At 40.4% G+C, this 23,963-nt stretch carries 20 protein-coding genes; 2 read left to right on the forward strand and 18 right to left on the reverse strand.

The annotated features are described in order from the left end of the window. Window positions 1-89: 89 nt before the first annotated feature. The 5 genes from LCM11_RS03985 to LCM11_RS04005 all read right to left on the reverse strand — a co-directional run bounded on the left by LCM11_RS03985 (window position 90) and on the right by LCM11_RS04005 (window position 6,383). Window positions 90-740, reverse strand: a complete 651-nt coding sequence (locus LCM11_RS03985; RefSeq protein ID WP_224892941.1) for a response regulator transcription factor — start codon at window positions 738-740, stop codon at window positions 90-92. Continuing rightward, window positions 737-3,061 (reverse strand): sensor histidine kinase, encoded by a 2,325-nt coding sequence (locus LCM11_RS03990; RefSeq protein WP_224892942.1) that lies wholly within the window; start codon window positions 3,059-3,061, stop codon window positions 737-739. The genes LCM11_RS03985 and LCM11_RS03990 overlap by 4 nt, the downstream gene beginning before the upstream one ends. Window positions 3,062-3,188: 127 nt before the next feature. Next, window positions 3,189-3,953, reverse strand: a complete 765-nt coding sequence (sdhB, locus tag LCM11_RS03995; protein WP_224892943.1) for a succinate dehydrogenase iron-sulfur subunit — start codon at window positions 3,951-3,953, stop codon at window positions 3,189-3,191. Window positions 3,954-3,968: 15 nt separating this feature from the next. After that, window positions 3,969-5,720 carry a succinate dehydrogenase flavoprotein subunit gene (sdhA, locus tag LCM11_RS04000; RefSeq protein ID WP_224892944.1) on the reverse strand — a complete coding sequence of 584 codons (1,752 nt, stop codon included), beginning with the start codon at window positions 5,718-5,720 and terminating at the stop codon, window positions 3,969-3,971. 42 nt (window positions 5,721-5,762) lie between these two features. Then, complete coding sequence (locus tag LCM11_RS04005) at window positions 5,763-6,383, reverse strand: succinate dehydrogenase cytochrome b558 subunit (protein WP_224892945.1); 621 nt, start codon at window positions 6,381-6,383, stop codon at window positions 5,763-5,765. A 282-nt stretch (window positions 6,384-6,665) separates the two neighbouring features. On the opposite strand from LCM11_RS04005, the gene LCM11_RS04010 reads away from it, so the two are divergent. Beyond that, window positions 6,666-7,109 (forward strand): YslB family protein, encoded by a 444-nt coding sequence (locus LCM11_RS04010; RefSeq protein WP_224892946.1) that lies wholly within the window; start codon window positions 6,666-6,668, stop codon window positions 7,107-7,109. Between the two features lie 15 nt (window positions 7,110-7,124). On the opposite strand, the gene uvrC is transcribed toward LCM11_RS04010, so the two are convergent. From uvrC to zapA, 12 genes are all read right to left on the reverse strand, one after another. Further along, window positions 7,125-8,921, reverse strand: coding sequence for an excinuclease ABC subunit UvrC (gene uvrC / locus LCM11_RS04015; RefSeq protein WP_224892947.1), 1,797 nt, complete (start codon window positions 8,919-8,921; stop codon window positions 7,125-7,127). 172 nt (window positions 8,922-9,093) lie between these two features. Then, window positions 9,094-9,408 carry a thioredoxin gene (trxA, locus tag LCM11_RS04020; RefSeq protein WP_224892948.1) on the reverse strand — a complete coding sequence of 105 codons (315 nt, stop codon included), beginning with the start codon at window positions 9,406-9,408 and terminating at the stop codon, window positions 9,094-9,096. A gap of 135 nt (window positions 9,409-9,543) precedes the next feature. Beyond that, a complete protein-coding gene (locus LCM11_RS04025) occupies window positions 9,544-10,524 on the reverse strand; it encodes an electron transfer flavoprotein subunit alpha/FixB family protein (RefSeq protein WP_224892949.1) in 981 nt (326 codons plus the stop codon). 27 nt (window positions 10,525-10,551) lie between these two features. After that, window positions 10,552-11,325, reverse strand: coding sequence for an electron transfer flavoprotein subunit beta/FixA family protein (locus LCM11_RS04030; RefSeq protein WP_224892950.1), 774 nt, complete (start codon window positions 11,323-11,325; stop codon window positions 10,552-10,554). Between the two features lie 17 nt (window positions 11,326-11,342). After that, window positions 11,343-12,116, reverse strand: a complete 774-nt coding sequence (locus LCM11_RS04035; RefSeq protein ID WP_224892951.1) for an enoyl-CoA hydratase — start codon at window positions 12,114-12,116, stop codon at window positions 11,343-11,345. A 15-nt stretch (window positions 12,117-12,131) separates the two neighbouring features. Next, entirely contained in the window at window positions 12,132-12,722 is a 591-nt protein-coding gene (locus LCM11_RS04040; RefSeq protein WP_224892952.1) for a TetR/AcrR family transcriptional regulator, read from the reverse strand. A 107-nt stretch (window positions 12,723-12,829) separates the two neighbouring features. After that, complete coding sequence (locus tag LCM11_RS04045; protein ID WP_224892953.1) at window positions 12,830-14,533, reverse strand: long-chain-fatty-acid--CoA ligase; 1,704 nt, start codon at window positions 14,531-14,533, stop codon at window positions 12,830-12,832. A gap of 420 nt (window positions 14,534-14,953) precedes the next feature. Then, window positions 14,954-15,361 (reverse strand): DUF350 domain-containing protein, encoded by a 408-nt coding sequence (locus LCM11_RS04050; RefSeq protein ID WP_224892954.1) that lies wholly within the window; start codon window positions 15,359-15,361, stop codon window positions 14,954-14,956. 24 nt (window positions 15,362-15,385) lie between these two features. Then, window positions 15,386-17,731 (reverse strand): endonuclease MutS2, encoded by a 2,346-nt coding sequence (locus tag LCM11_RS04055; protein ID WP_224892955.1) that lies wholly within the window; start codon window positions 17,729-17,731, stop codon window positions 15,386-15,388. A gap of 27 nt (window positions 17,732-17,758) precedes the next feature. After that, window positions 17,759-19,471, reverse strand: a complete 1,713-nt coding sequence (gene polX, locus LCM11_RS04060) for a DNA polymerase/3'-5' exonuclease PolX (RefSeq protein ID WP_224892956.1) — start codon at window positions 19,469-19,471, stop codon at window positions 17,759-17,761. 115 nt (window positions 19,472-19,586) lie between these two features. Beyond that, window positions 19,587-20,129: a CvpA family protein gene (locus LCM11_RS04065; protein WP_224892957.1), complete on the reverse strand. Its 543-nt coding sequence runs from the start codon at window positions 20,127-20,129 to the stop codon at window positions 19,587-19,589. Next, window positions 20,122-20,415 carry a cell division protein ZapA gene (zapA, locus tag LCM11_RS04070; RefSeq protein WP_089752309.1) on the reverse strand — a complete coding sequence of 98 codons (294 nt, stop codon included), beginning with the start codon at window positions 20,413-20,415 and terminating at the stop codon, window positions 20,122-20,124. The genes LCM11_RS04065 and zapA overlap by 8 nt, the downstream gene beginning before the upstream one ends. Before the next feature lie 148 nt (window positions 20,416-20,563). On the opposite strand from zapA, the gene rnhC reads away from it, so the two are divergent. Next, a complete protein-coding gene (gene rnhC / locus LCM11_RS04075; RefSeq protein ID WP_224892958.1) occupies window positions 20,564-21,490 on the forward strand; it encodes a ribonuclease HIII in 927 nt (308 codons plus the stop codon). 43 nt (window positions 21,491-21,533) lie between these two features. Here the strand turns inward: rnhC and pheT are convergent, their stop codons facing one another. Continuing rightward, window positions 21,534-23,960, reverse strand: a complete 2,427-nt coding sequence (gene pheT / locus LCM11_RS04080) for a phenylalanine--tRNA ligase subunit beta (RefSeq protein ID WP_224892959.1) — start codon at window positions 23,958-23,960, stop codon at window positions 21,534-21,536. Window positions 23,961-23,963: the final 3 nt, after the last annotated feature.

The following is a 23,963-nucleotide window of genomic DNA, read 5'->3' on the forward strand; positions in this document are numbered from 1 at the left end:
CCCTCCTTGTTGTCCTTGAGCATGAGGATTGAGGGGAATTATTTAGTCAATTTATCGTATGACTTAACAAGCTGCCGTGTGTCACCCTATTATGATTTAGACACAAGCCCGAGTTCCTGGGCCTTGAAAAGGGCTTCTGTTCTTGATCGTACATTAAGTTTATTAAAAATGCCAGTAAGTGTGTATTCTACGCTTCTTTGCGACATATGAAGCGCTTGAGCAATTTCCCGATTAGTAAACCCTGATGCTACCTCCTTAAGAATCGACTGTTCCTTTTCATTTAAAGAAAGCCCTGATCCTTCCTGCGATTCGTTCGTTTGGCTGACACTTGCTTCGGATCGCCTTAACTGTTTAAAGAGATGGAGCGGAATTACCACCTCATCCCTAAGCGCACAACGAATAGCAGTAACGAGTTGTTCACTAGTCGCTGTTTTACTTACGAAACCATTAATATTGGCTTCTACAAGCATGTTGAAGTGAGTACTAAGATCAAACCCGGTATAAATTAACAAGGTGAGATCCGGATAGTGTTTACGTATTTGCTTGGCCAGTTCAATTCCATTCATCCCCGGCATATATAAATCAAGCAACAAGATGTCATACAAATACTGATCCAGAAGGCCCTCTACTTTATCGCAATGGTCAATTACATCTACCTTCATATCACTTTCTTGCTCCAGCATTGCTTTAGTTCCTGCTCCAACTGCTGGGTGATCATCTACAATTAATACTCTAGTCATACATGGACCTCCTTCTTGGATGCATAAGGAAAAGTTATCGTCATTCTAAATCCTGCACCGGGTGCTGTGTCAATTTCAAGAGTTCCATTCAGCCCGTTCACCCGCTGTTCAATCCCTGACAACCCGATGTGAGAAAATAAATCACGCTTAAAAGAATAATCCATCCCCAGGCCATTATCTGAATAAAATAAGTGGACTTGTTCCTCATCATTCGATAATGATAATTTTACTATTTTAGCTTCCGAATGTTTCATAGCGTTGGTAAGCAATTCCTGCACAACACGAAAGATGGCAAGTATACGCTCCTGGTCTAAGCCAGCCTGAAATTCATCACTTCTAAAATACACCGTGAAGTTTGAACGCAATTGGTATTGGTGAATTAGATTCTTTAATGATTGGACCAATCCCAACTCTTCTATGAAAGCAGGTCTTAGTTCATTACAGGTTTCTCTAATTAAGTGAATACTATCAAGCAGCGATTCTTTGTACATATTTAATTCTGCCTGAAGAGTTGGCTCCAAAGAATGATGATGCGCAATCAAATCATCCATTTTGCGATATAAATATAGTTGTTCCTGTAAGACGGTATCATGAAGATCAATAGAAAGCTGCTTCCTCTGATTTTCAGCAATTGTGAAAAGAAGACGGGATAACCAAGTCGGGTACTTTTGAGTATTATCACTTTTTAAAGTTTGCAATTCTTTTACCAGATCTTCAATAAGATTCATATTTTCAATGGCAATGTTTGCGTTATGGGATATTGTCTGAAGATAGGTCTTTTCGTCACGGTTCAAGTTAGTATAATCTTTTTTTCCTTTACACCAGAGCATTGTTAATTTTTCTAACGAATACCCAACAATAACACCGAATCCTTTTTCAGTCTCTATAATGGAACCAATATCGTAATTGTAACTAATAAGTTCGCGGTCAAAGTGTTTTAGAATATCGTCTGGAATTGGATCGTACACACAATACATATTCTTTTTATTATGCTTAGAATAGATATAAATTTCTTTAACATTCATTACATTTCTAATTTCATCTCGCATGACTTTCATCAAATCAACGGCGTTTGACTGATCTTTCATGTCCTTAGAAATTCGGTGCATACTTTCCTGATAACTGTACCTCGCCGAAAACAAATACCTTTGCAAACGGAAATCCAATACTTCCTTAATGGAAAGAAACATAATAAAACCTATATGAATAAGTAAGTAAATCTGAACATAAGTCACTTCAGATGATATTGTTCCCATCAGCCATGTGATTCCCAGCGTTAAAAACACACTTGGAACAACAGATAATAAAGCATAGTAACGAACACGGCTGATAACAAAGTTTATATCAATTAGCCGTTCGCGAGTAATTAGATACATAAATGTTATAGGTAAAGCTACTAAGAAAAAAGCCCCTACCTCAATTGATATAATTTTCACTCCAAACAGTAAAGCAGGAACAAGGTAAAGCCAAATGTAAGGAAAGAAAGCGACAGTCATACCAACACTCATGTATTTGAAAATAGAACCGACGGGTGATTCTTTATAAATATAATGACCTTTATAAATGACACTAAATAAAAAAATGTAAAGTACCATAAGCAGCCATCCAGGGATAGAACCGAATACATCAGGATAATGATGACTATATAAAAATACCCCTTCCAAACTGGAAACCGCAATGACGAAAACATATAGAGAATACACGATTTTCTTGGAAAACCAATAAATATTAAGCTCTTGAAAATAATTATATAAAAAGTGCATGAGGATGACAGGAGCCACTAAGAATAAAGAAGTATTTAAAAATATACTGTACAAATCATCCCGCACAGCTCCACTATTACTTAAATACCCCGTCGCTATAGTCAAAAAGAAAATAATTAATTGATTAGCAGAATACCTTTTAGGAACTCGTTTATGAACAAGATAAGCGATCGCCAGTATAGAAAGAAAAAATAAAATAGGGATAATAATAAAAAGCGTCCAGTGAAGAGGACCTTTTTGCTCAATGTTCTCATAAACGAATGGTTGTGAGGAAGTCTGAATTGTAAAAGATTTCGCTAACTCTACTTCCTCAAACATAGAGACACTAAAATGCTCTTCCGGTGCCTTTCCCTCTATAGTAGTAACACTGGAACCTATAGGTATATTTTCGCGATCAGCCCAGCTCCCCATGTCAATATGTGTAATGACCCAATTGTCCCCTTGTTTTTCCAAATCAATTCCAAGGAAAGGCTGGGTAATAGAAAGTATGGATAAGTACCCAGCGGATATAATAAAGAACAATAAAACAACCAAGTGACTCCACTTGAATTTCTGCATAAGATCACCCTTACCTCAAAATCAATTATATCTATTATACTATGGCTGGCAAGCCTCTCAAACCATTAATATACCAAACGAAAACCCCCTTCCACTAATGGAAGGGGGTTTTATTAACCTTATGAACTTAAACTCTTGAGTCACTACCAAAGAAACTCTTAAACGATTCAATAGCTGTGTCGCGATATAAAGCAGCAATAGAAGTAGTTAAAGGGATTCCTTTTGGACAAGATTGGACACAGTTTTGAGCATTTCCGCATCCCATCAGTCCTTCTGCATCCATAATTGTCTGCAATCGCTCACTCTTATTCATTGCACCTGTAGGATGAGAGTTAAATAAACGGACTTGAGACAAAGCAGCCGGGCCGATAAAATCAGTTTTACTATTAACGTTTGGACATGCTTCCAGGCACACACCACATGTCATACATTTAGATAATTCATATGCCCACTGCCTTTTACTTTCTGCCATTTTTGGCCCTGGCCCAAGGTCATGAGTCCCGTCAATTGGTACCCATGCTTTAACTTTCTTAAGTGAATCAAACATACGGCTTCGATCTACCGCAAGGTCGCGTGTTACAGGGAAGGTCGTCATTGGTGCCAGTCTTATTGGCTGCTCCAACTGATCGACTAGAGCCGTACAAGACTGCCTAGGGGTACCGTTGATAACCATCGAACATGCTCCACAAACTTCTTCCAAACATCCCATATCCCAATACACGGGAGTGGTGGGCTTTCCGTCCGCATTCACAGGATTACGGCGGATTTCCATAAGTGCTGATATTACATTCATATTTTCACGATAAGGAATTTCGAATTTTTCATCATAGGCAGATTCATCCGGATGATCCTGGCGTGTAATAATAAACGTAATCGTTTTGTTTTCGCTCATCATCAATGACCTCCTTTATTTACTTTTCGAGTAGTCGCGTTTACGTGGCTCAATCAAGGAAGTATCAACATCCTCGTAATTGAAAACTGGTTTGTTATTTTCTTTATCATAGCTCGCTACCGTTGTTTTCAGCCAATCTTCATCGTTACGATCAGGATATTCAGGCTTATAGTGGGCACCGCGGCTTTCATTTCGATTGTAAGCGCCCTGTGTAATTACCCGTGCTAATTGAAGCATATTCCAAAGCTGACGGGTAAACATTGCTCCCTGGTTACTCCAGCGAGACGTATCATTAATATTAATCCGTTTGTAACGATCCATAAGCTCGAGTATTTTTTCATCTGTCTTTAATAACTTTTCATTCTCCCGGACTACTGTTACGTTATCAGTCATCCATTCACCAAGCTCTTTATGGATTTGATAGGCGTTTTCGTCACCATCCATCTTCATAATCTCATCAAACTTGGCCTGTTCCTCTTTTAATTTCTTATCGAATAGAGTTGAACTCATATCCTCAGATATGGTTTCCAGTCCTTCCGTGTATTTAACAGCATTTGGACCAGCTACCATTCCGCCATAAATTGAAGATAACAGGGAATTAGCACCTAAGCGGTTACCACCATGCTGAGTATAATCACATTCACCAGCAGCGAATATCCCTGGAATATGAGTCATCTGATCGAAATCAACCCACATGCCTCCCATTGAATAATGAACCGCAGGGAATATCTTCATAGGTACTTTCTTAGGATCGTCTCCTACGAATTTCTCGTAGATTTCAATGATCCCCCCGAGTTTTACATCTAATTCTTTAGGATCTTTATGAGAAAGGTCCAGGTACACCATATTTTCACCGTTAATACCAAGTTTCTGGTTAACACATACATCAAAAATTTCACGGGTTGCTATATCCCTTGGTACAAGGTTACCGTAAGCAGGATATTTTTCTTCCAGGAAATACCATGGCTCTCCGTCTTTATAAGTCCAGACTCGTCCACCTTCACCTCGTGCTGATTCACTCATAAGCCTAAGCTTATCATCACCCGGTATCGCTGTAGGGTGTATTTGAATAAATTCACCATTGGCGTAACTTACACCTTGCTGGTAAAGTGCCCCTGCTGCTGAGCCTGTATTAATAACAGAGTTAGTTGACTTACCAAATATAATTCCAGGACCACCAGTAGCCATAATTACAGCATCTGCAGGGAATGCTTTAATTTCGTGGTCACTTAAATTCTGGCCCATAACGCCCCGGCTAACTCCATCATCGTCAATAATGGCCGATAGGAATTCCCAGTTTTCATACTTCGTCACGAGTCCATTAACTTCATGTCTTCTTACTTGTTCATCAAGAGCATATAGAAGCTGCTGACCTGTCGTCGCCCCTGCAAACGCCGTACGGTGGTGTTGTGTTCCTCCAAACCGACGGAAATCCAGAAGACCTTCTGGAGTACGGTTGAACATGACTCCCATACGGTCTAACAAGTGAATGATTCCAGGCGCTGCATCACACATAGCCTTAACAGGAGGCTGGTTAGCTAAGAAATCTCCACCATAAACGGTATCATCAAAGTGTTCCCAAGGAGAGTCTCCTTCACCTTTTGTATTGACAGCGCCGTTAATTCCTCCCTGAGCACAAACAGAGTGAGAGCGTTTAACAGGTACAATAGAGAGCAGATCCACGTGAACCCCTTGCTCTGCTGCTTTAATTGTTGCCATCAGGCCTGCTAGACCGCCTCCGACAACAATAATATTTCGATTAGTCATGATTGAAGCTCACTCCCTTAAATACTATATATCTGCGTATAATTATATTCCGTATGCGAATTGAATCAGTGTACGTACACCGATATAAGATATAGCGACAAAAACTACAATGCTTGCATAAGTCATGACTAGCTGTGAACGTGGAGAAACAGTAATTCCCCAGCTTACACAGAAGGACCATAGACCATTAGCAAAGTGAAAAGTAGTTGAAACCACCCCTACTATGTAGAACCAGAAAAAGAATGGCTCCGTAAGGATACCTTCCATTAAAGAATAGTTAAGTTCTGCCCAGCCGAAGCCGATGGCAATCCTTGTTTCCCATACGTGCCAAGCTACGAAAATCAAAGTCAGAATACCTGTAATACGCTGAAGCATAAACATCCAGTTTCTGAAATACCCGAAGTTCGACAAATTACTCTTAGCTGTGAATGCGATATATACTCCATAAATAGAATGGAATAATAGTGGTAAGAAAATAATAAATATTTCCAAAACATATCGATATGGCAAGCTCTCCATAAAATGAGCTGCTGCATTGAATGCTTCTGGACCACGTGTTGCAAAGAAGTTCACAGTTAAGTGCTGAAGCAGAAAGATCCCGATGGGAACTACCCCTAATAATGAATGTAGTCTTCGATTAACATATCCGCGTGTTCCCGCCATGTTTACCCCCCTCAAAATGATAACAGAAAGAATGAATTTGAAAATTTTTCAGACAGTTAAGCGCTTTACAAGCCCTCAAAAATAATAAACAAATCCCCTTTATCCATTCACCCTCTGTTAAATGTACAGTTTGTGACATATTTATTGTACTTCTATCCACTAGGAGCGTCAAGAAAGCCAGTCTATAAAATGCTCAAAAATACACATTTATTTCCTTTCCATAAAATGAAACAATAATTATTGCGCCATGTCGCATTTCGGGTGATAATAAAATAGAAAGGAATGAGTGTATTGGAAGAATCTACAAAATTAGACAAAAATATTTTATCATCACTGGTCACCACAGGTGCAGGTTATGATATCATGCGCTACCAAACCTTACCTGATTTCCTTGGCCAGGATGCCCCGTACCTGTTATACCTTATGGGTAAAAACATGGCACGCCAAACAAACATTAATAATTACGACGAACTCTATGAATTTTTTCAATATACGGGGTGGGGAGACCTCTCATTGGTCAAAGAAAAGAAAAAACAAATGATTTTTAAACTGACCGGGCATATAATCGAGAAACGATTAAGCCAGGAACTCTTTCACATTGATTACAGACTAGAATGCGGATTTTTAGCTGAAATCATTCAGACACTCACAGGTCAAACCTATGAATGTCTGGAAGAAAAATATACAAAAGAGAAATACATAGAACTTACAGCTATGATCACGTAATACAGAGCCACCAGCCTATTCTTCAGCTGACTCTGGTTCTTCCTGATTTAAATGAATGAGAATGGTATTGGCCACAGGCTCAGGGATCCCTAATTTAGTCAGATCCTGAAGTCCAGCAGTTTTAATCTCAGGTACAGACTTAAAGTGTCTCAGCAGCAAGCGACGACGTTTTTGTCCAACTCCTGGAATTTTATCTAATTCAGACTGAATCGCCCCTTTTCCTCTAAGCTGACGATGGAACGTAATAGCGAAACGGTGAACTTCATCCTGAATCCTCTGGACAAGATAAAATTCTTGGGAATTACGATCGAGATTCATAATAGCCGGTGGTTCTCCGTAAAGGAGTTCACTGGTTTTATGTTTATCGTCTTTTGCTAGACCACATAAAGGGATATCGAGTCCAAGTTCATTTTCAAGTACATCCATAGCAGCTGACATTTGACCTTTCCCACCATCCACTACGATTAAGTCTGGTAAAGGTAATTCCTCTTTAAGTACTCGCTTATACCTTCTTCTAATCACTTCTCTCATCGTGTCATAATCATCCGGTCCACTTACATCACGTACTTTATACTTTCTGTATTCCTTCTTATTTGGCTTTCCGTCAATAAACACTACCATAGCAGACACAGGGTCTGCTCCTTGAATATTGGAGTTATCAAAGGCTTCAATACGATGCGGTGTTTCGATATTCATATGATCTCCCAGTGCCTCTACTGCTTTAATGGTACGCTCTTCATCTCTTTCGATAAGTGCGAACTTTTCCTCTAAAGCAATACTTGCGTTTTTCATAGCAAGTTCGACGAGCTCTTTCTTACGCCCTCTCATAGGGATGTGCACCTTGGTTTCAAGAACACCTTCAAGAACTTCTGTGTTGGTAGCGACGGGTACAAGTACTTGTTTCGGATAAGGATGATTCTGATGAAGATAGAACCGGCCAATATAACTGAGGAACGTTTCCTCTGGATCATCAAAGAATGGAAACAAAGCAACATCCCTTTCGATCAATTTACCTCTTCGTACAAAGAATACCTGTACGCACATCCATCCTTTATCGTACGAATATCCAAAAATGTCTCTGTCTACCTGGTCATTCATCGTCATTTTCTGCTGTTCCATAACCGACTCGATATGATCAATTTGGTCACGAAGCTCCTTAGCTCGCTCAAAATCAAGGGATTCTGAAGCTTCATACATGCGCTTTTTTAGGTCTTTTTTAATATCAGCATGGCCGCCGCTCAAGAATGAGGTAATGTTCTGTACAATTTCCTGGTTCGTTTCCTTAGATACAGGGTATTCGCAGGGACCTAAACACTGATGCATGTGATAATATAGACACACACGATCAGGCATCGTGTTGCATTTCCTAAGGGGATATAAACGATCCAGCAATTTCTTGGTTTCCCTGGCCGCAATTACGTTTGGATAGGGTCCAAAATATTTACCATTATCCTTTTTTACATTTCGGGTCACAATCAGACGGGGATGGCGCTCTGCAGTAACTTTTAAATAAGGGTAAGTTTTATCATCTTTCAATAAAACGTTATATTTTGGATCATATTTTTTTATCAAATTCATTTCAAGAATTAGCGCTTCTATCTCAGAAGTCGTAACAATGTATTCAAAGTCTACAATCTCTCTCACTAGACGCTGGGTTTTTCCATCATGAGCTCCTGTAAAATAGGAGCGCACGCGATTTTTTAAAACCTTGGATTTACCTACGTAAATAATCGTTCCATTTTTATCTTTCATGAGGTAGCAGCCCGGCTGATCTGGTAATACAGCCAGCTTTTCTTTTATTGTTGAATTCATAGGATTTCACTCCATATATTAGAAATCTATATTAAACGTATCACACGAAGGAAATATTATACAAAAAATAAATGATTTCAATACGCTTTTCCCTATAAGAGAACACTTGAAATTTCTCACCTATAAAAAGGACCGCGCTGCTATGCAACGCGGTCCTTCTTAAAGATTTTACTTACGCGTGTTTTGAGATGAGTTCAGCCAACTGTTCTTTTGGCTGGAAGCCGATGACCTGGTCTACGACTTTACCGTCTTTAAAGAGCAATAATGTCGGAATACTCATTACTCCATACTTACCAGCTGTTTCCTGGTTCTCATCTACATCAAGTTTAACAATTTTCACTTGATCGCTCATTTCTTCATCCAGTTCTTCAAGAACCGGTGCGATCATTTTGCAAGGTCCGCACCATGGAGCCCAAAAATCTGCTAGTACTAAACCATCATTTGTTTCGTTAGTGAAATTTTGATCTGTTGCTTTTACAATTGCCATTCTCTATTCCTCCTCGAACTTTTATTCTGTTTAGAGTATATCACTATCTATTTTTAGTGACTAACAATTTGTTTATACCCTATTTAAACATGGAACAAAAGCCGAAGCCAATAAATCGGCTTCGGCTTTTTAAATTTATGCATTCACTTTCATTTGTTTAACTTCCTCAATCAACTTCGGTACTACATCAAATAAATCCCCTACTATACCGTAATCTGCTACATTAAAGATATTTGCCTCAGGGTCTTTATTAATCGCAACAATTACTTTAGAGTTCGACATACCTGCCAAGTGTTGAATAGCACCAGAAATTCCGCAGGCAATATATAAGTCTGGAGTAACCACTTTACCAGTCTGGCCAATCTGAAGTGAATAATCACAATACCCTGCGTCACAAGCACCACGAGATGCTCCTACTGTTCCATTAAGGGTATCTGCCAGCTCTTGTAAGGGTTCAAATCCTTCTGAACTCTTAACGCCACGACCTCCGGCCACGATAACTTTAGCTTCCGATAAGTCCACACCCTCAGAAGATTTCTTGATCACATCTTTAATGATGGTTCGGATGTTTGTAATCTCGACCTCTTTTTCTGTAACTTCTCCCGCAAGAGAATCATCACGTGTTAAGGCAGGAATATTATTAGGACGGATTGTGGCGAATACAAGCCCATCTGTAATTTCCTTCTTCTCAAAGGCTTTTCCTGAATAAATTGGGCGTGTGAATACAATATTTCCATCCTCCACCACTACTTCTGTGGCGTCTGAAACAAGTCCTGATTCTAATCTGCTTGCTAGTTTTGGAGTTACATCTTTACCAATAGCAGTGTGTCCCATTATTATACCCTCAGGAGATTCGTCTTTAATCACCTGATAAATTGCCTGACCGTACCCGTCAGATGTATACGTTTTCAATTCTTCATTTGCAACAGTGATTACTCGTGAAGCACCGTAGTACACCATCTCTTGTGCCATAGAACTTAAATCTCCTGCACCACAAAGCACCCCTACTACTTCTCCACCATCACTAACTATATTTCCTGCTGCAATCGCTTCAAAAGTTACATTACGCAGGGATCCTTCTCTAGCTTCCCCAATTACTAAAACTTTTTTACTCATAACGATTCTCCTTTCCCGGTCCTCTATTTACAGTACTTTAGCTTCGGTTTTAAGCAACGATACTAATTCTTTAACCTGATCAGCCGTTTCACCTTCCAGAACTTTACCTGCTTGCTTTTCAGGTGGAAGGAAAATTTCAGTAGTCTTCGTTTTAGGCTCGACGTCGTCTTCCTCTAAATCTAAATCATCTAATTCAAGCTCTTCTAATGGCTTTTTCTTCGCTTTCATAATTCCTGGTAAGGATGGATAGCGTGGCTCATTCAAACCTTGCTGGCACGTAACAAGCAGCGGAAGCGAGGTTTCTACTTTCTCGACATCTCCCTCGACATCTCGGTCAATCGTTACAGTTGTTCCGTCAATTTCTATTTTTGTGATGGTCGTAACACAAGGCATATCAAGTCTTTCAGCCAAACGAGGTCCTACTTGTCCGCTCGCCTCATCAATAGCTACGTTTCCTCCCAGGATAAGATCTACATCACGATCAGCGAAGAAAGCTTCAAGGATTTTAACTGTAGTAAACTGATCGCCTTCCTCTAAATCGTCTTCTGTATTAATGAGAACGGCCTGATCAGCTCCCATGGCTAATGCTGTACGCAATTGTTTCTCTGCATCCTCTTCACCAATTGTTACTACAGTGACCTCTCCTCCATGTTCATCACGAATCTTAATTGCTTCTTCCACTGCATATTCATCATAAGGATTGATAATATATTCTGCGCTATCATCTTCAATCTTTCCATTAGCTACCGATATTTTTTCTTCTGTATCAAAGGTTCTTTTAAGTAAGACAAAAATGTTCATTTACATAACCTCCTGGACTATTTATCTTTAAATTCCGGTTTTCTTTTTTCAATAAAAGCTTGGATGCCTTCCTTAGCATCCTCGTTTCCAAAGACTGCTCCGAATGCTGAAGCTTCCGCGTTTACGCCTTCACTAAACGTGGCCGTATGAGCATAGGGGATTAAATTCATTACCTGGTTAATCGCCGGCCCGCTTTTCGAAGCAATCGTACGAGCCAGCTTTTCAGCTTGTTCGAATACTTCTTCCCCCGGGAAACTTTGATTTGCCAAACCGATCGAAGCAGCCTCACTGCCTGATATTGGCACACCAGTTAATATCATCTCATATGCTTTAGGAGCACCCACATATCTTGGGAGTCGTTGAGTGCCGGCAAACCCTGGTACAATCCCAAGGTTAATTTCCGGAAGACCAATCTTTGCGTCTTCTGCCACGTAACGTATATGACATGCCATGGCAAGCTCCAAACCTCCACCTAGCGCTGCTCCGTGAATAGCCGCTACCACCGGGATATGAAAGTTTTCTATTCTGTTGAACAGTTCCTGCCCTTTGCTGGACAGTCCCTCATAATCAGAGGCTCCTTGCAAGGAGGTAAATTCTTTAATATCAGCTCCTGCTGAAAAAAACTTTCCTTCTCCTTTAAGTAGAATGGCTTTAACCGAAGCATCTTGTTCTATCCGGTCCATTTCTTCTGACAAATCTTGAAGGATAGTGCTGGACAGAGCATTCGCTGGTGGACTCTGTATCGTAATTTCTGCTACTTGTTCTTTTACTTGTAATGTAAGAGTTGACAACCAAATTCCCTCCTTTTAATTTTTGGAATGGGCTAATCCATGGATAAATAAACTATGGACTTCTTTTGCCTGGTCTACTATGTTATAGCGCTGTTCTTTCATAACCCAGTTTGTCACCGTCTCATCCATAGTTCCAAAAATCATTTGGCGGACAAGACGGCGATCCAGGTTATCACGAAACAGCCCTTCTTCTACCCCTTCTTGAACAATCTCATCAATGACATTTAAATAACCTTTTAAAACTTCATTGATTTTTTGTCTGAGTTCTGAGTTGGATTGACGGAGCTCTAACTGAGTAACTATAGCTAAATGATGATCTGCAGCAAGCTGCTCAAAATGAGTCTCAATCAATTTGAGAAGTTTTTCCTCAGCTGATTGTCTAGAAGTGGTTTCCTCCTGAATTCTCTCTATGAATTGCCCCATTTTCTCCTGGAATAGCGAAACAAGTATATCTTCCTTGTTTTTAAAATAAAGATAAATTGTACCATCCGCCACTCCCGCTTTCTTAGCAATTTTTGAAACTTGCGAAGAGTGGTATCCATTTTCAGCAATGACTTCCACCGCTGCATCAATAATTTGTTTGTATTTAGGTTTGTTCTTTTTCACTACAATCTCCTGCCTATCTTTGTTGAAAATGAATGAATGGTCATTCATCTATTATACTACTATCCAGAAAAATATCTGTCAACTTTCATTTACCACTCTTTTAAATTTTATTGAATACTTTCTGTACCCTCTAATTTTCTTTTTTCTTCTTCCACCAACGTACGTCTTAAAATTTTACCCACTGCCGTTTTTGGAAGTTCTTCACGGAATTCATAGATGCGTGGCACTTTATAGGAAGCTATATTCTTACGGCAGTACGCATCTAATTCTTCTTCTGATATTTCGCTTCCCTGCTTTTTCACGATAAATGCCTTGACGGTTTCACCTCGATAAGGGTCTGGAACACCAACGATAACGGCCTCCTGTATTTCTGAATGTTCATATAATACTTCTTCCACTTCACGTGGGTAAATATTATACCCTCCAGCAATAATCATATCTTTTTTACGGTCTACTACATAAAAGTAACCTTCTTCATCCATACGGCCCATGTCTCCTGTACGAAACCACCCATCTTCACTTAGAACTTGTGCTGTTTCTTCAGGCTTATTCCAATAACCTTTCATCACTTGCGGGCCTTTAACTACAATTTCACCAATTTCTCCGACGTCTGCTTCTTCGTCTGCTTCCATATGGTATATTTTAGCATCTGTATCAGGCCAAGGAATTCCTACGCTTCCACTGACGCGCCTCCCCCAAATTAAATTGGAATGAGTGGTGGGAGAAGTCTCAGTTAACCCATACCCTTCTACAAGTTTGCCATTCGTAATTCTTTCAAAATTCTCTTGAACTTCTACCGGAAGAGGTGCTGAGCCGCTTATACACGCCTCTATTGAAGATAAATCATATTTTTTCAGATTGGGATGATTTAAAAGGGCGATATAGATCGTAGGGGCTCCTGGAAATAAAGTTGGCCGCTGCTTTTCAATCACTTTTAACACTTCTTCTACATCGAATTTAGGCATTAAAACCATTTTATTTCCCATCATTACGGAAAGGTTCATAACTGAGGTCATACCGTACACATGGAAGAATGGGAGAATGGCGAGTACCACTTCCTTACCTTCTTCACATTTGTACAACCACCTTTTAGCCATTTGCGTATTTACAACAAGATTGTAATGAGTCAGCATAACTCCTTTCGGAAAACCAGTAGTTCCACCAGTATATTGGAGAAGAGCCAAATCTTCTTTAGGATCTACCTTAACTGGTGTTACATTTCCGCTTGCTGTTTTTAGTATGTTCTTCCAAATGTGAGTGTCACTCGATTGTTCCGGCTTTACTAGTACCTGATATTGTCTCTTCTGTACAAATGGATACAGCCTGTTTTTTGGAAATGGCAGATAATCTTTAATGCCGGTAACAATAATATGTTCAAGCGGGGTGTTCGGTTTAACATTAGCTGCTTTGGGATAAAGGATATCCAGGCAGATAATCATTTTAGTTCCTGAATCTTTCATTTGATACTCAAGCTCTCTCTCCATATATAAAGGATTAGTTTGGACCACAATTCCTCCTGCCATTAGGATAGCATAATAGGCAATCACAGACTGAGGGCAGTTAGGGAGCATTATAGATACGCGGTCTCCTTTATTTAAACCTTTCTCTTGTAAATAGCTGGCAAGTAACCGCGATTCCTTATAAATCTGTTCATAGGTTAATTCCTTCCCCATAAAATAAAGCGCTTTCTTTTCACCGTATGCCTGTGCACTTGCTTCCAAATAATCATGAAGCGGCTTTTCGTCATATTCCAAAGTGGTAGGTACTTCTGGTGGATAATGTTCATGCCAGGGGCGTTGAAAAGTGTCCATATCGTATTGCCTCCCTTTAGTCTTATATATCCATTATAACGATTAATGAAAAAAAATTGAAATATAATTTTAAATTTTGAAAAAATTAACTGTGAACAATTACCTTCCATAATGATTATCTTATATGATATCTACTCGCTTTTTGCGGCTCTAGGTCACAACTTCCTGAAGGATCATCCCCCAGTTATTCTTTATTACAAGACTCTGGTATAGCCTTAAGAATCATATTGCGCAACCAAAGAATGGGAGCTTTACTTTAAAATCAACTCGGAGGTTGAACAGCTCCTAATAAAAGGAAGCCTTCTTCACGTGTGAAGAAGGCTTCCTTTTAATAAACAATAAAAAATATAATTCCAATCAGTAGAAAAACAGCTGCAACAACCATTAATACTTTTGCTAAGGTTTCCATGATGTCGCCCCTTAAATGATATTCGCTCCAATCACATACGAAAGACCTACCGAGATAATGAATGATATAAAACCAACGGCACGATTGTCTGTTGCTATTTCTTCGTCAATTTTAAAGGAAGGCGTTAAGAACTCATAAATAAAATAACCAGATAAAAGAAGAATAAACCCAAACAACCCCCACCCCATTGTCTGGAGAAGAGAATCATTGTGTTCAATGGAAAATCGGAAAATATTAGCAATGCCAAATATTTTACCACCTGTTGCCATTGCTACAGCGAGGTTTCCATTTTTTATTTCTTTCCAGTTATTATAAGAAGTGACGATTTCAAAAACAGCCATAAAGACGACCAAACATAATATGACAACACTGTAGCGAGCGGCTGTCTCAATTAACGTATATTCCCAAAAGTCAGTCATATCTTAACGCCCCCTTTATGTCTACTAGCTGAGTTCCAGGACGGTAACCCCGCTACCGCCTTCATTCATTCCACCGGCACGGTGATTCGTTATATTCCGGTGGTTCTTAGCATAATTTTGTACCGCGGTTCTTAACGCTCCTGTACCTTTTCCATGAATAATCGAGACGGTTGGGTACCCGGCAAGTAATGCGTCATCAATATACTTTTCAAGTCGATTGAGAGCGTCCTCGTACCGCTCACCACGCAAGTCAAGTTCCGTTTTTACATGGTAGCCTTTCCCTTTAACCGTTGCCATCGGTTTTTCTTTATAAGGCTGCTCCGCCTTAATGAACTCCAGATCCTTTCTTTTGGCTTTAACTTTCATTACGCCTACTTGCACCTGATATTCGTTTTTTCCAGTCTGCTCAACAATCGTGCCATTTTGATTTAAAGTAAGAAGTTTTACTTCATCTCCTGACTTAAGTTCTTTCACTTCTCTTTGAGGTTCAGGCTTTGACTCTTTTTTCTTTTTAGCCAGTTCAGGTTGAGCCTCGTCAAACATCTTTCGTGCCTCAATCCATTCGTGTTCTTTCATACCGGCCTGTGACTTCATATTTCTAATTTCTCCGACAATAGTCTCAGCTTCTTCTCGTGCCTGGCGAATAGCTTTCTCAGCTTTTTCTTCAGCTTTTTCATAAAGCTCTTCGCGTTTTTGTTCGAACTGAGTCCATTTATTCTTCAGTTCGTTACGAAGATCTTCCGCTTCCTGCAAAAGACGTTCAGCTTCTTCATAATCCTGTTCTGCTCCGCGCTTTGATTCTTCCAGTGAAGCAATCATATTCTCTACACTTTGAGAGTCGACGCCGATTTTTTCCTGAGCTGAGGTGATTACAGATTCATGTAATCCAAGCTTACGCGAAATTTCAAAAGCATTGCTTCGCCCCGGCACGCCTATTAATAACCGGTAGGTAGGCTTCAAAGTTTGAATGTCAAATTCCACGGACGCATTAATTACACCCTCTCGGTTATAACCATAAGCCTTTAATTCAGGATAGTGGGTCGTGGCGATTACACGAGCATTCCGGTTGACAACTTCATCCAGTATGGACATGGCAAGTGCAGCACCTTCCTGTGGATCGGTACCCGCTCCTAGCTCATCAAATAATACAAGGGTTTTGTCATCAACGTGCTTTAGAATATCGACAATATTTGTCATGTGAGAAGAGAAAGTGGATAAACTCTGTTCTATGGATTGTTCATCACCAATATCAGCATAAACCTCTTCGAATACAGCCATTTCACATCCATCCAGAGCGGGAATCTGAAGACCTGACTGGGCCATAAGTGTACATAGGCCTACTAATTTCAGAGTGACGGTCTTCCCGCCGGTATTGGGGCCGGTAATAACGATAGAGGTATAGTCCTCCCCAATTTCTATATCATTGGGAACCACTTCCTCTTCTCCAATTAACGGATGTCTTGCCTGAAGCATTCTAATACGCCCTTCATCGTTCATGAATGGCATAGAAGCTTTCATTTGCTTACCGAGTTTCGCACGTGCAAACATAAAATCTATGTTTCCTAAGTGCGTTACATTCTCATATAAAGCTGAATGATGATCCGCAATTTCCTCAGACAACTCTTTCAAGATCTTTTCGATCTCGTGTTTTTCCTGAACCCTTGCTTCTTGAAGCTGATTATTCAAATCTACGACAGATTGGGGTTCTATAAAGAGTGTTGCTCCTGATGAAGACTGATCATGCACAATACCTCCAATTGCCCCGCGATATTCCTGCTTCACAGGCAGGACATACCGTTCATTTCTAATGGTTACAATGGCATCAGAAAGCATTTTAGTCTTGGATTTAGTGAATGAATCCATTTTATCACGTACGCGACTCTCATACGTACGGACTCTCGAACGAATGGTTCTCAGCTTGTCCGACGCTCCGTCCATAACATTTCCGTGCTCATCAATACAGCTGCGTATTGCCTGTTCCAAGTCCTTGAGTGGCAAAATACCTGTCACAATTTCTCGGAGCTTAGGCATTTCAGGTTCTTCCGCCTCTTCGATAAACCGTTTCAGCTGACGTCCGCCATAAATAGTGCTCGCCACATCCAGACACTCTAGCGCACTTAATATACCACCAATAGTCGTTCTTTTTAGACTAGGTTTAATATCGAAAATACCGCCAAGTGGTACATGTCCTTTTAACCGGAGCACTTGCGCAGCTTCGTCTGTTTCCAACTGCCATTCTTTCACTTCCTCCAAATTGGAGGAGGGTTTTAAAGCAGCTGCCTTTTCTTTACCAAGTGAGGAGGCTGCATGCTCACTTAATTGATCGATAATTTTTTTATATTCTAGAACATGAAGGATTCGCTGGTTCATGTAAATCTGTCTCCTTTATAACAACACTCAAATACCGAACTTATTCATAAGCTGCTTTTTGGTCCAAGTATTTACTACAGTTTCTTTCCTGAGCCATCCTTTTCGGGCTGCCCCAACTCCCACTTCCATATGTTCTAACATTGGGTAACTGTGAGCATCCGTATTGATAGCTATATTTACGCCCTCTTCTTGGGCTTTCATTAACCATTCCCAGTTTAAGTCCAGGCGATTAGGGTTGGCGTTCAATTCCAGAATCGTTCCCGTACGCTTCGCCCCTCGAATTAACTCCTCTACATTTACGTCGTAGCCTTTTCGCCTTCCAATTAAGCGTCCCGTTGGATGTGCTATCATATCAACATGAGGATTCTCTAAAGCCGTGTTCAGTCTCTCCATAATTTTCTTTTCAGATTGGTTAAAACTGGAATGGATGGATGCAATAACAAAATCCATCTCTTCCAGAAACTCATCACTAAAATCCAGGGAGCCATCCGGAAGAATATCCATTTCAATACCCGCAAATATATGAAAATCCTTCATTGACTCGTTCACTTTATTAATCTCTTCACGCTGTTTGCGTAAGCGCTCTTCATTAAGACCGTTAGCTACTCTCAAATACTTGGAGTGATCCGTTATAGCGATGAAATCATAACCTTTATTCTTTGCCTGTTCAGCCATTTCCTTAATGGACTGAGCCCCATCACTCCATGTCGAGTGCATATGGAGGTCACCGCGTATATCACTTAATTCGACGAGGTCTACCGGTTCTTTGTACTTCTCTACTTCACCATAATTCTCCCTGACTTCCGGAGGAATGTAATGAAGTCCGAAATGGTTAAAGAAGTCTTCTTCCGTTTCAAAAGTCCGAACTTCCCCTGTTTCCGCATTTTCAATGCCATATTCATTTATTTTTTCACCTTGTTGCTTAGCAAGCTGTCTCATTGATACATTATGGTCTTTAGAACCCGTAAAGTGGTGAAGAGTGGTTGCGAACTCCTCAGGTGCAACAATACGGAAATCTATTCCAATGTCATAGCCTTCATTAACCACAATAGAAACTTTTGTCTCTCCTGAAGCCACTACCTCTTTTATATCTGGATAATTAAGAAGTTCATCTCTTGTGTCTGCCGGATTTTCCGAGACCAGGATGAAATCAATATCCTTGATCGTCTCCCTCATGCGCCGAAGACTGCCAGCTCGTGAATAGCGTTCTACTGTTTTTGCATTCTGAAGAAAACCTTCTATCTTGTCAGCGAGAGGCAGCATTAAAGCAATTGGGAGTCGTTCTGGACGGGTATTTGCTTCTTCTAGGGCCTTCTTTATCTTCTCAGCCGACTTCTTCCCAAACCCTTCCAATTCTTCTACTTTCCCTTTTTCTACTGCCGTTTTCAACGTTTCTGCATCTATAATACCTAACTCCTGATATAACTTCGCCAGCTTCTTACCTCCCAGGCCCGGAAGATCAAGCAATGGAACTAATCCTTCAGGAACTTCAGTTTGTAATTGCTTTAATGTATCCGATTCTCCATTCTCTATAAATTCGTGTATAACAGATGCTGTGGATTTTCCTATCCCCTTCATCTTAGTAAAGTCCTCTATTTCATTTAAAGAGTGATCATCGGACTCCAAAGCTTGTGCGGCTTTACGATAAGCAGATATTTTAAAAGGATTTTCACCTTTTAACTCAAGATATACAGCAATCTTATCTAGTAACTTGATTACTTGCTTTTTATCAACAGCCATATTTTATCGTCTCCTCTAATTGATAATTATCCCGTGCAACTTTCCTTATATACATAAGAAAAAACCGCTATGATCATCATCACAGCGGCTTAGTTTACCCATATCTACATTATCATCAGTCAGCCACGTGTTCGATCCATAATGTTTTCAATTGTTCGGAAAACACTGGGGTGTGTTCAATGATAAACTGAGCTAAGAAAGAACGATCCAGTGCGTTCTGTACCATCTCCAGAGGAACTAACGCTGCTATATACAGTAAGACAAAAAGCAGGATATAATTCTCTATGAAACCAAGAATACCTCCCAATAGTGAATTCAGTGAACTCAATATCGGAAGCTCAGCGACAAAATCCAGCATGGATGCGATGATATGTATAATGATTTTCACTCCAAAAAACAAAATAGCAAAAGCTACTGCATTATAGAACGCTTGTTCTAATGGCATATTCTCCATAAAAATGGCCCAGGATGAATCGGCGGGCAAATCAGGATATGGAACCCAAAGGGTTAGCTTGGGAGATAAGTCATCGTAGTACATAGCCGCTACTACAAAAGCAACAATAAACCCAATTAGATGGAAGAGCTGCAGAATAAATCCTCTCTTCAGGCCTATTAGAATTCCTATTATTAATATAAAAAACAATAATATGTCAATCATGATTGTTGTCGTCCTTTTCCTCTTTCTTTTCTATATAATCCATCAGTTCCGTGCATTCTTCTTTTAACTTTATATATTCATTCATCGTATTAACAGCAGTCAAAACAGCGAGCTTAGCCGTATCCAGACTTGGATTTGCTTCGTGAATTTCACGCATTTTCTGATCCACTAAGCTGGATACCATACGGATATGATGGGGTTCTTCATGACCAACTATAGTGTAAGATCTCTTATTGATCTCCACTGTAATTCTTTTCTTGTCTTGGTCCGATTGTGCCACGTCCATACCCCCTAGTTTCTCAATCCTAAATTTAATAGTAACATGAAGATATTGAATTAGGAAACCAATATGGATCTAATTTGCAAATGTTCTAATTTCAAAAGGATTTTGCTATACTGTTCATACCATTTTTGTTTACAGAAAGGAATTAAACATGCCACAAGTCGTCCTTAAATTATCAGCTTCAACCCTGGATAAAATGAAGAACCATTATCAATCTCAACTTAAAAATCCGCCTCAAAATGCCCTTTTTGCTGCTAAAACCAGCTCCTGCACCATTACGGCCTATCGTTCTGGTAAAGTTCTATTTCAAGGAAAAAGTCCTGAATCGGAGTCTGAGCAATGGGGAAAACCAGACGTTGGGTCCCTTAAATCCAAAAGCAGTTCTAAACAGCCTCACGCTTTTCATCCCCCTGAGAGCTTATTTACAAGTTCTCACATTGGATCAGATGAAGCAGGAACCGGAGATTACTTCGGTCCGATCACTGTTGCTGCGGCTTATGTTACGAAAGAGCAAGCCCATACTCTAAAAGCTATCGGAGTCAAAGACTCTAAGCATTTAAATGACAGGCAGATTAAAGAGCTTGCAAAAAGCATCGTCGAGCTGAAAATCCCTTACAGCCTTTTAAGGCTTCCCAATAAAAAATACAATCAATGGCAGCGTAAGGGCTGGTCCCAGGGAAAAATGAAAACGATCCTCCATCATCAAGCTCTTGAAAAATTGTTAGAAAAGATTTCTCCCATAAAACCGGAGGGGATTCTGGTTGATCAATTCTCCCAGCCGGAAGTTTACAAAAAGCATTTACGTAGTGAAAAATTACAATTGCAGTCTAATGTATATTTTATGACCAAAGCCGAAAGTTACTCCATTGCTGTGGCTGCAGGATCTATTATCGCTAGGTCAGCTTTCGTTAAGGCAATGGATCAACTAGAAATGGACACAGGACTTTCTATTCCGAAAGGTGCATCCGCAAAAGTGGACGAAGCGGCAGCGCAAGTCATCAAATATTATGGTGAAGATAAGCTTGATGAGATAGCAAAAGTACATTTTGCCAACACTCAAAAAGCTAAAAAGTTATAGAAGTAAAAACAGGTGCCCTGGCTAACCCAGGGCACCTGCTTTTTTATCCACGAAGCTCTGCATCGTGTTGATCTTTAACAGCTGTTAAAATTTTGTCGTGCGCTTCTTCCACTTCTTCGTCCTTTAAAGTACGATGAGGGTCCAGGTATAAAAGGTTAAAAGCGAGGGATTTTTTCCCATCTGGTAAATGCTCGCCTTGGTAGACATCAAATACTCGTACATCCTTAACCAACGGTGCTCCTGCCTCAGAAATGGTATCGGTAATAGCAGCCGATGTTATCTGTTCGTCTACCACTAGCGCAATATCCCTTGAAACAGATGGATAGCGTGGAATTGCCTGAAAAGCTTCCTCTTTCGTATATTGAGCGAATAGTTCCTCAGCGTTTAAGTCGAACACATACGTATCTTTCAGACCCAATTCCTTTTGAAGTTTGGGATGGACTTGTCCAATAAACCCGATTTCTTTATCACCTGATTTCACTAGGGCCGTGCGTCCAGGGTGCATGTGAGGAATCTTTGTTTTTTCATAGGTGAAGGACAGATCAAGCTGAGCACTTAAGCCCTCCACAATTCCTTTCACTACATAGAAGTCCACTTCTTTCTTTTCCTGCTGCCAGGGATGTGATATCCACGTACCTGTCAAGGCTCCAGATGCCCTTAGAATTTCATTTGGCTGTCTCGTTACTTGTTCTTCATTACTTACAAATACGGTCCCTACTTCATAATAGGAAAGATCCTTCTGCTTCCTTGCAACATTATAAGATAAGGACTGCAACAATTCGGGCAGCATACTGAGCCGCAGATGGCTGTGGTCTTCACTCATCGGCATCGCAAGAGCAACTGGAGATTTCGCTTGTCGTTTAATTTCTGGACTAACAAGCATCTGAGACCGTTCCTTTGGTGTTAATGAATACGTAATCGTTTCGTGCAGTCCGGCTCCCTCGAAATACGATTTCACTTTTCGTTTGAGCTGCTGTTCAAGCGTCAGCCCGCCTGCTTGCGAAGATCCTTGCGGAAGCGTATAAGGAAGATTATCATACCCAAAAATACGCGCCACTTCTTCAAGCATATCTTCAAAAAGTTCTATATCCCCTCGGCGTGTTGGGATATTTACATCAAAATTTTCTCCATGCTGCTCATAGGAGAACTGAAGCCGGCGCAGGATATCGGCAATTTCTTCGTTTGTAATGGAAGTTCCAAGACGATCATTAATGACAGAGGTTTCAATAGAAACTTTATTTTCAGAACGATCCAACTCGTCCACGCTTACAGCACCTTTTAAGACCGTCCCGCTCGCATACTTGGCCAGGAGCTCACAGGCTCGCTTTCCTGCGCGCTCGACACGGTTAGGGTCTACGCCTTTTTCAAAGCGGTTACTTGACTCACTTCTTAAACCATGATCCTTCGAAGCCTGGCGCACAACTGAAGGTTCGAAATAGGCTGCCTCTAAAATCAATGTTTTCGTATCTTCTTGAACTTCAGACTTCGCTCCGCCCATAACCCCGGCGATTGCATGTGCTTCATCACCGTTTGTTATAACCAGATGGTGATCTTTCAGTTCCCGCTTCTGGTTATCTAATGTTGTAATCATTTCTCCGTCCCTTGCTCGTCTCGTTACAATCCTGTCCGAGTTAAAACGATCGTAATCAAAAGCATGGAGCGGCTGACCATATTCAAGCAGTACGTAGTTCGTAATGTCTACTACATTATTAATCGGGCGAATACCCGCAGCCGTTAATCGGTTCCTCATCCATAGGGGAGAGGCACCAATTTTAATATCTTTAATGATGAAAGCCCCATAATAAGGATTAGCCTGTTTGTCTTCAACTTCTACCGAAATAAAATCGCCAGCTGCTTCATTAGAATAAGGTACATCTTCTTCCTGCAGTTCATATTCTCCATCAATAGCGGCGGCCACCTCATACGCTACCCCCGCCATACTCAGAGCATCAGATCGGTTAGGTGTTAAACCGAGTTCTATAACCTTGTCATCTAAGTTTAACAGAGATAGAGCGTCCGCTCCCGCTTTAACATTTTCGGGGAATACAAAGATCCCATCCGCAAATTCTTTAGGAACATCTTTTTCGTTTACTCCCAGCTCCTGAAGAGAACAGATCATGCCGTTAGACTCTTCTCCACGAAGTTTGGTTTTTTTAATTTTGAAATTACCTGGAAGAACAGCTCCCGGTTTTGCCACAGCTACTTGCTGTCCTTCTGCGATATTCGGAGCACCGCAGACAATTTGCAGGGTCTCTTCTCCTACGTCAACCTGGCAAAGGGACAATTTATCAGCGTTTGGGTGTTGTACACATGACTGGACATGCCCCACCACTACACCGGACACGCCTTCTGCAACAGGGGTCACACTCTCCACTTCAATTCCTGTTTTCGTAATAATTTCAGCTAACTCTTCAGGGGTATAGCTGCTAATATCGATTAATTCTTGCAACCAATTGGATGATACAAGCATTGA

This window comes from Halobacillus halophilus, assembly GCF_020171985.1.
Lineage (GTDB): Bacteria > Bacillota > Bacilli > Bacillales > Halobacillaceae > Halobacillus > Halobacillus halophilus_A.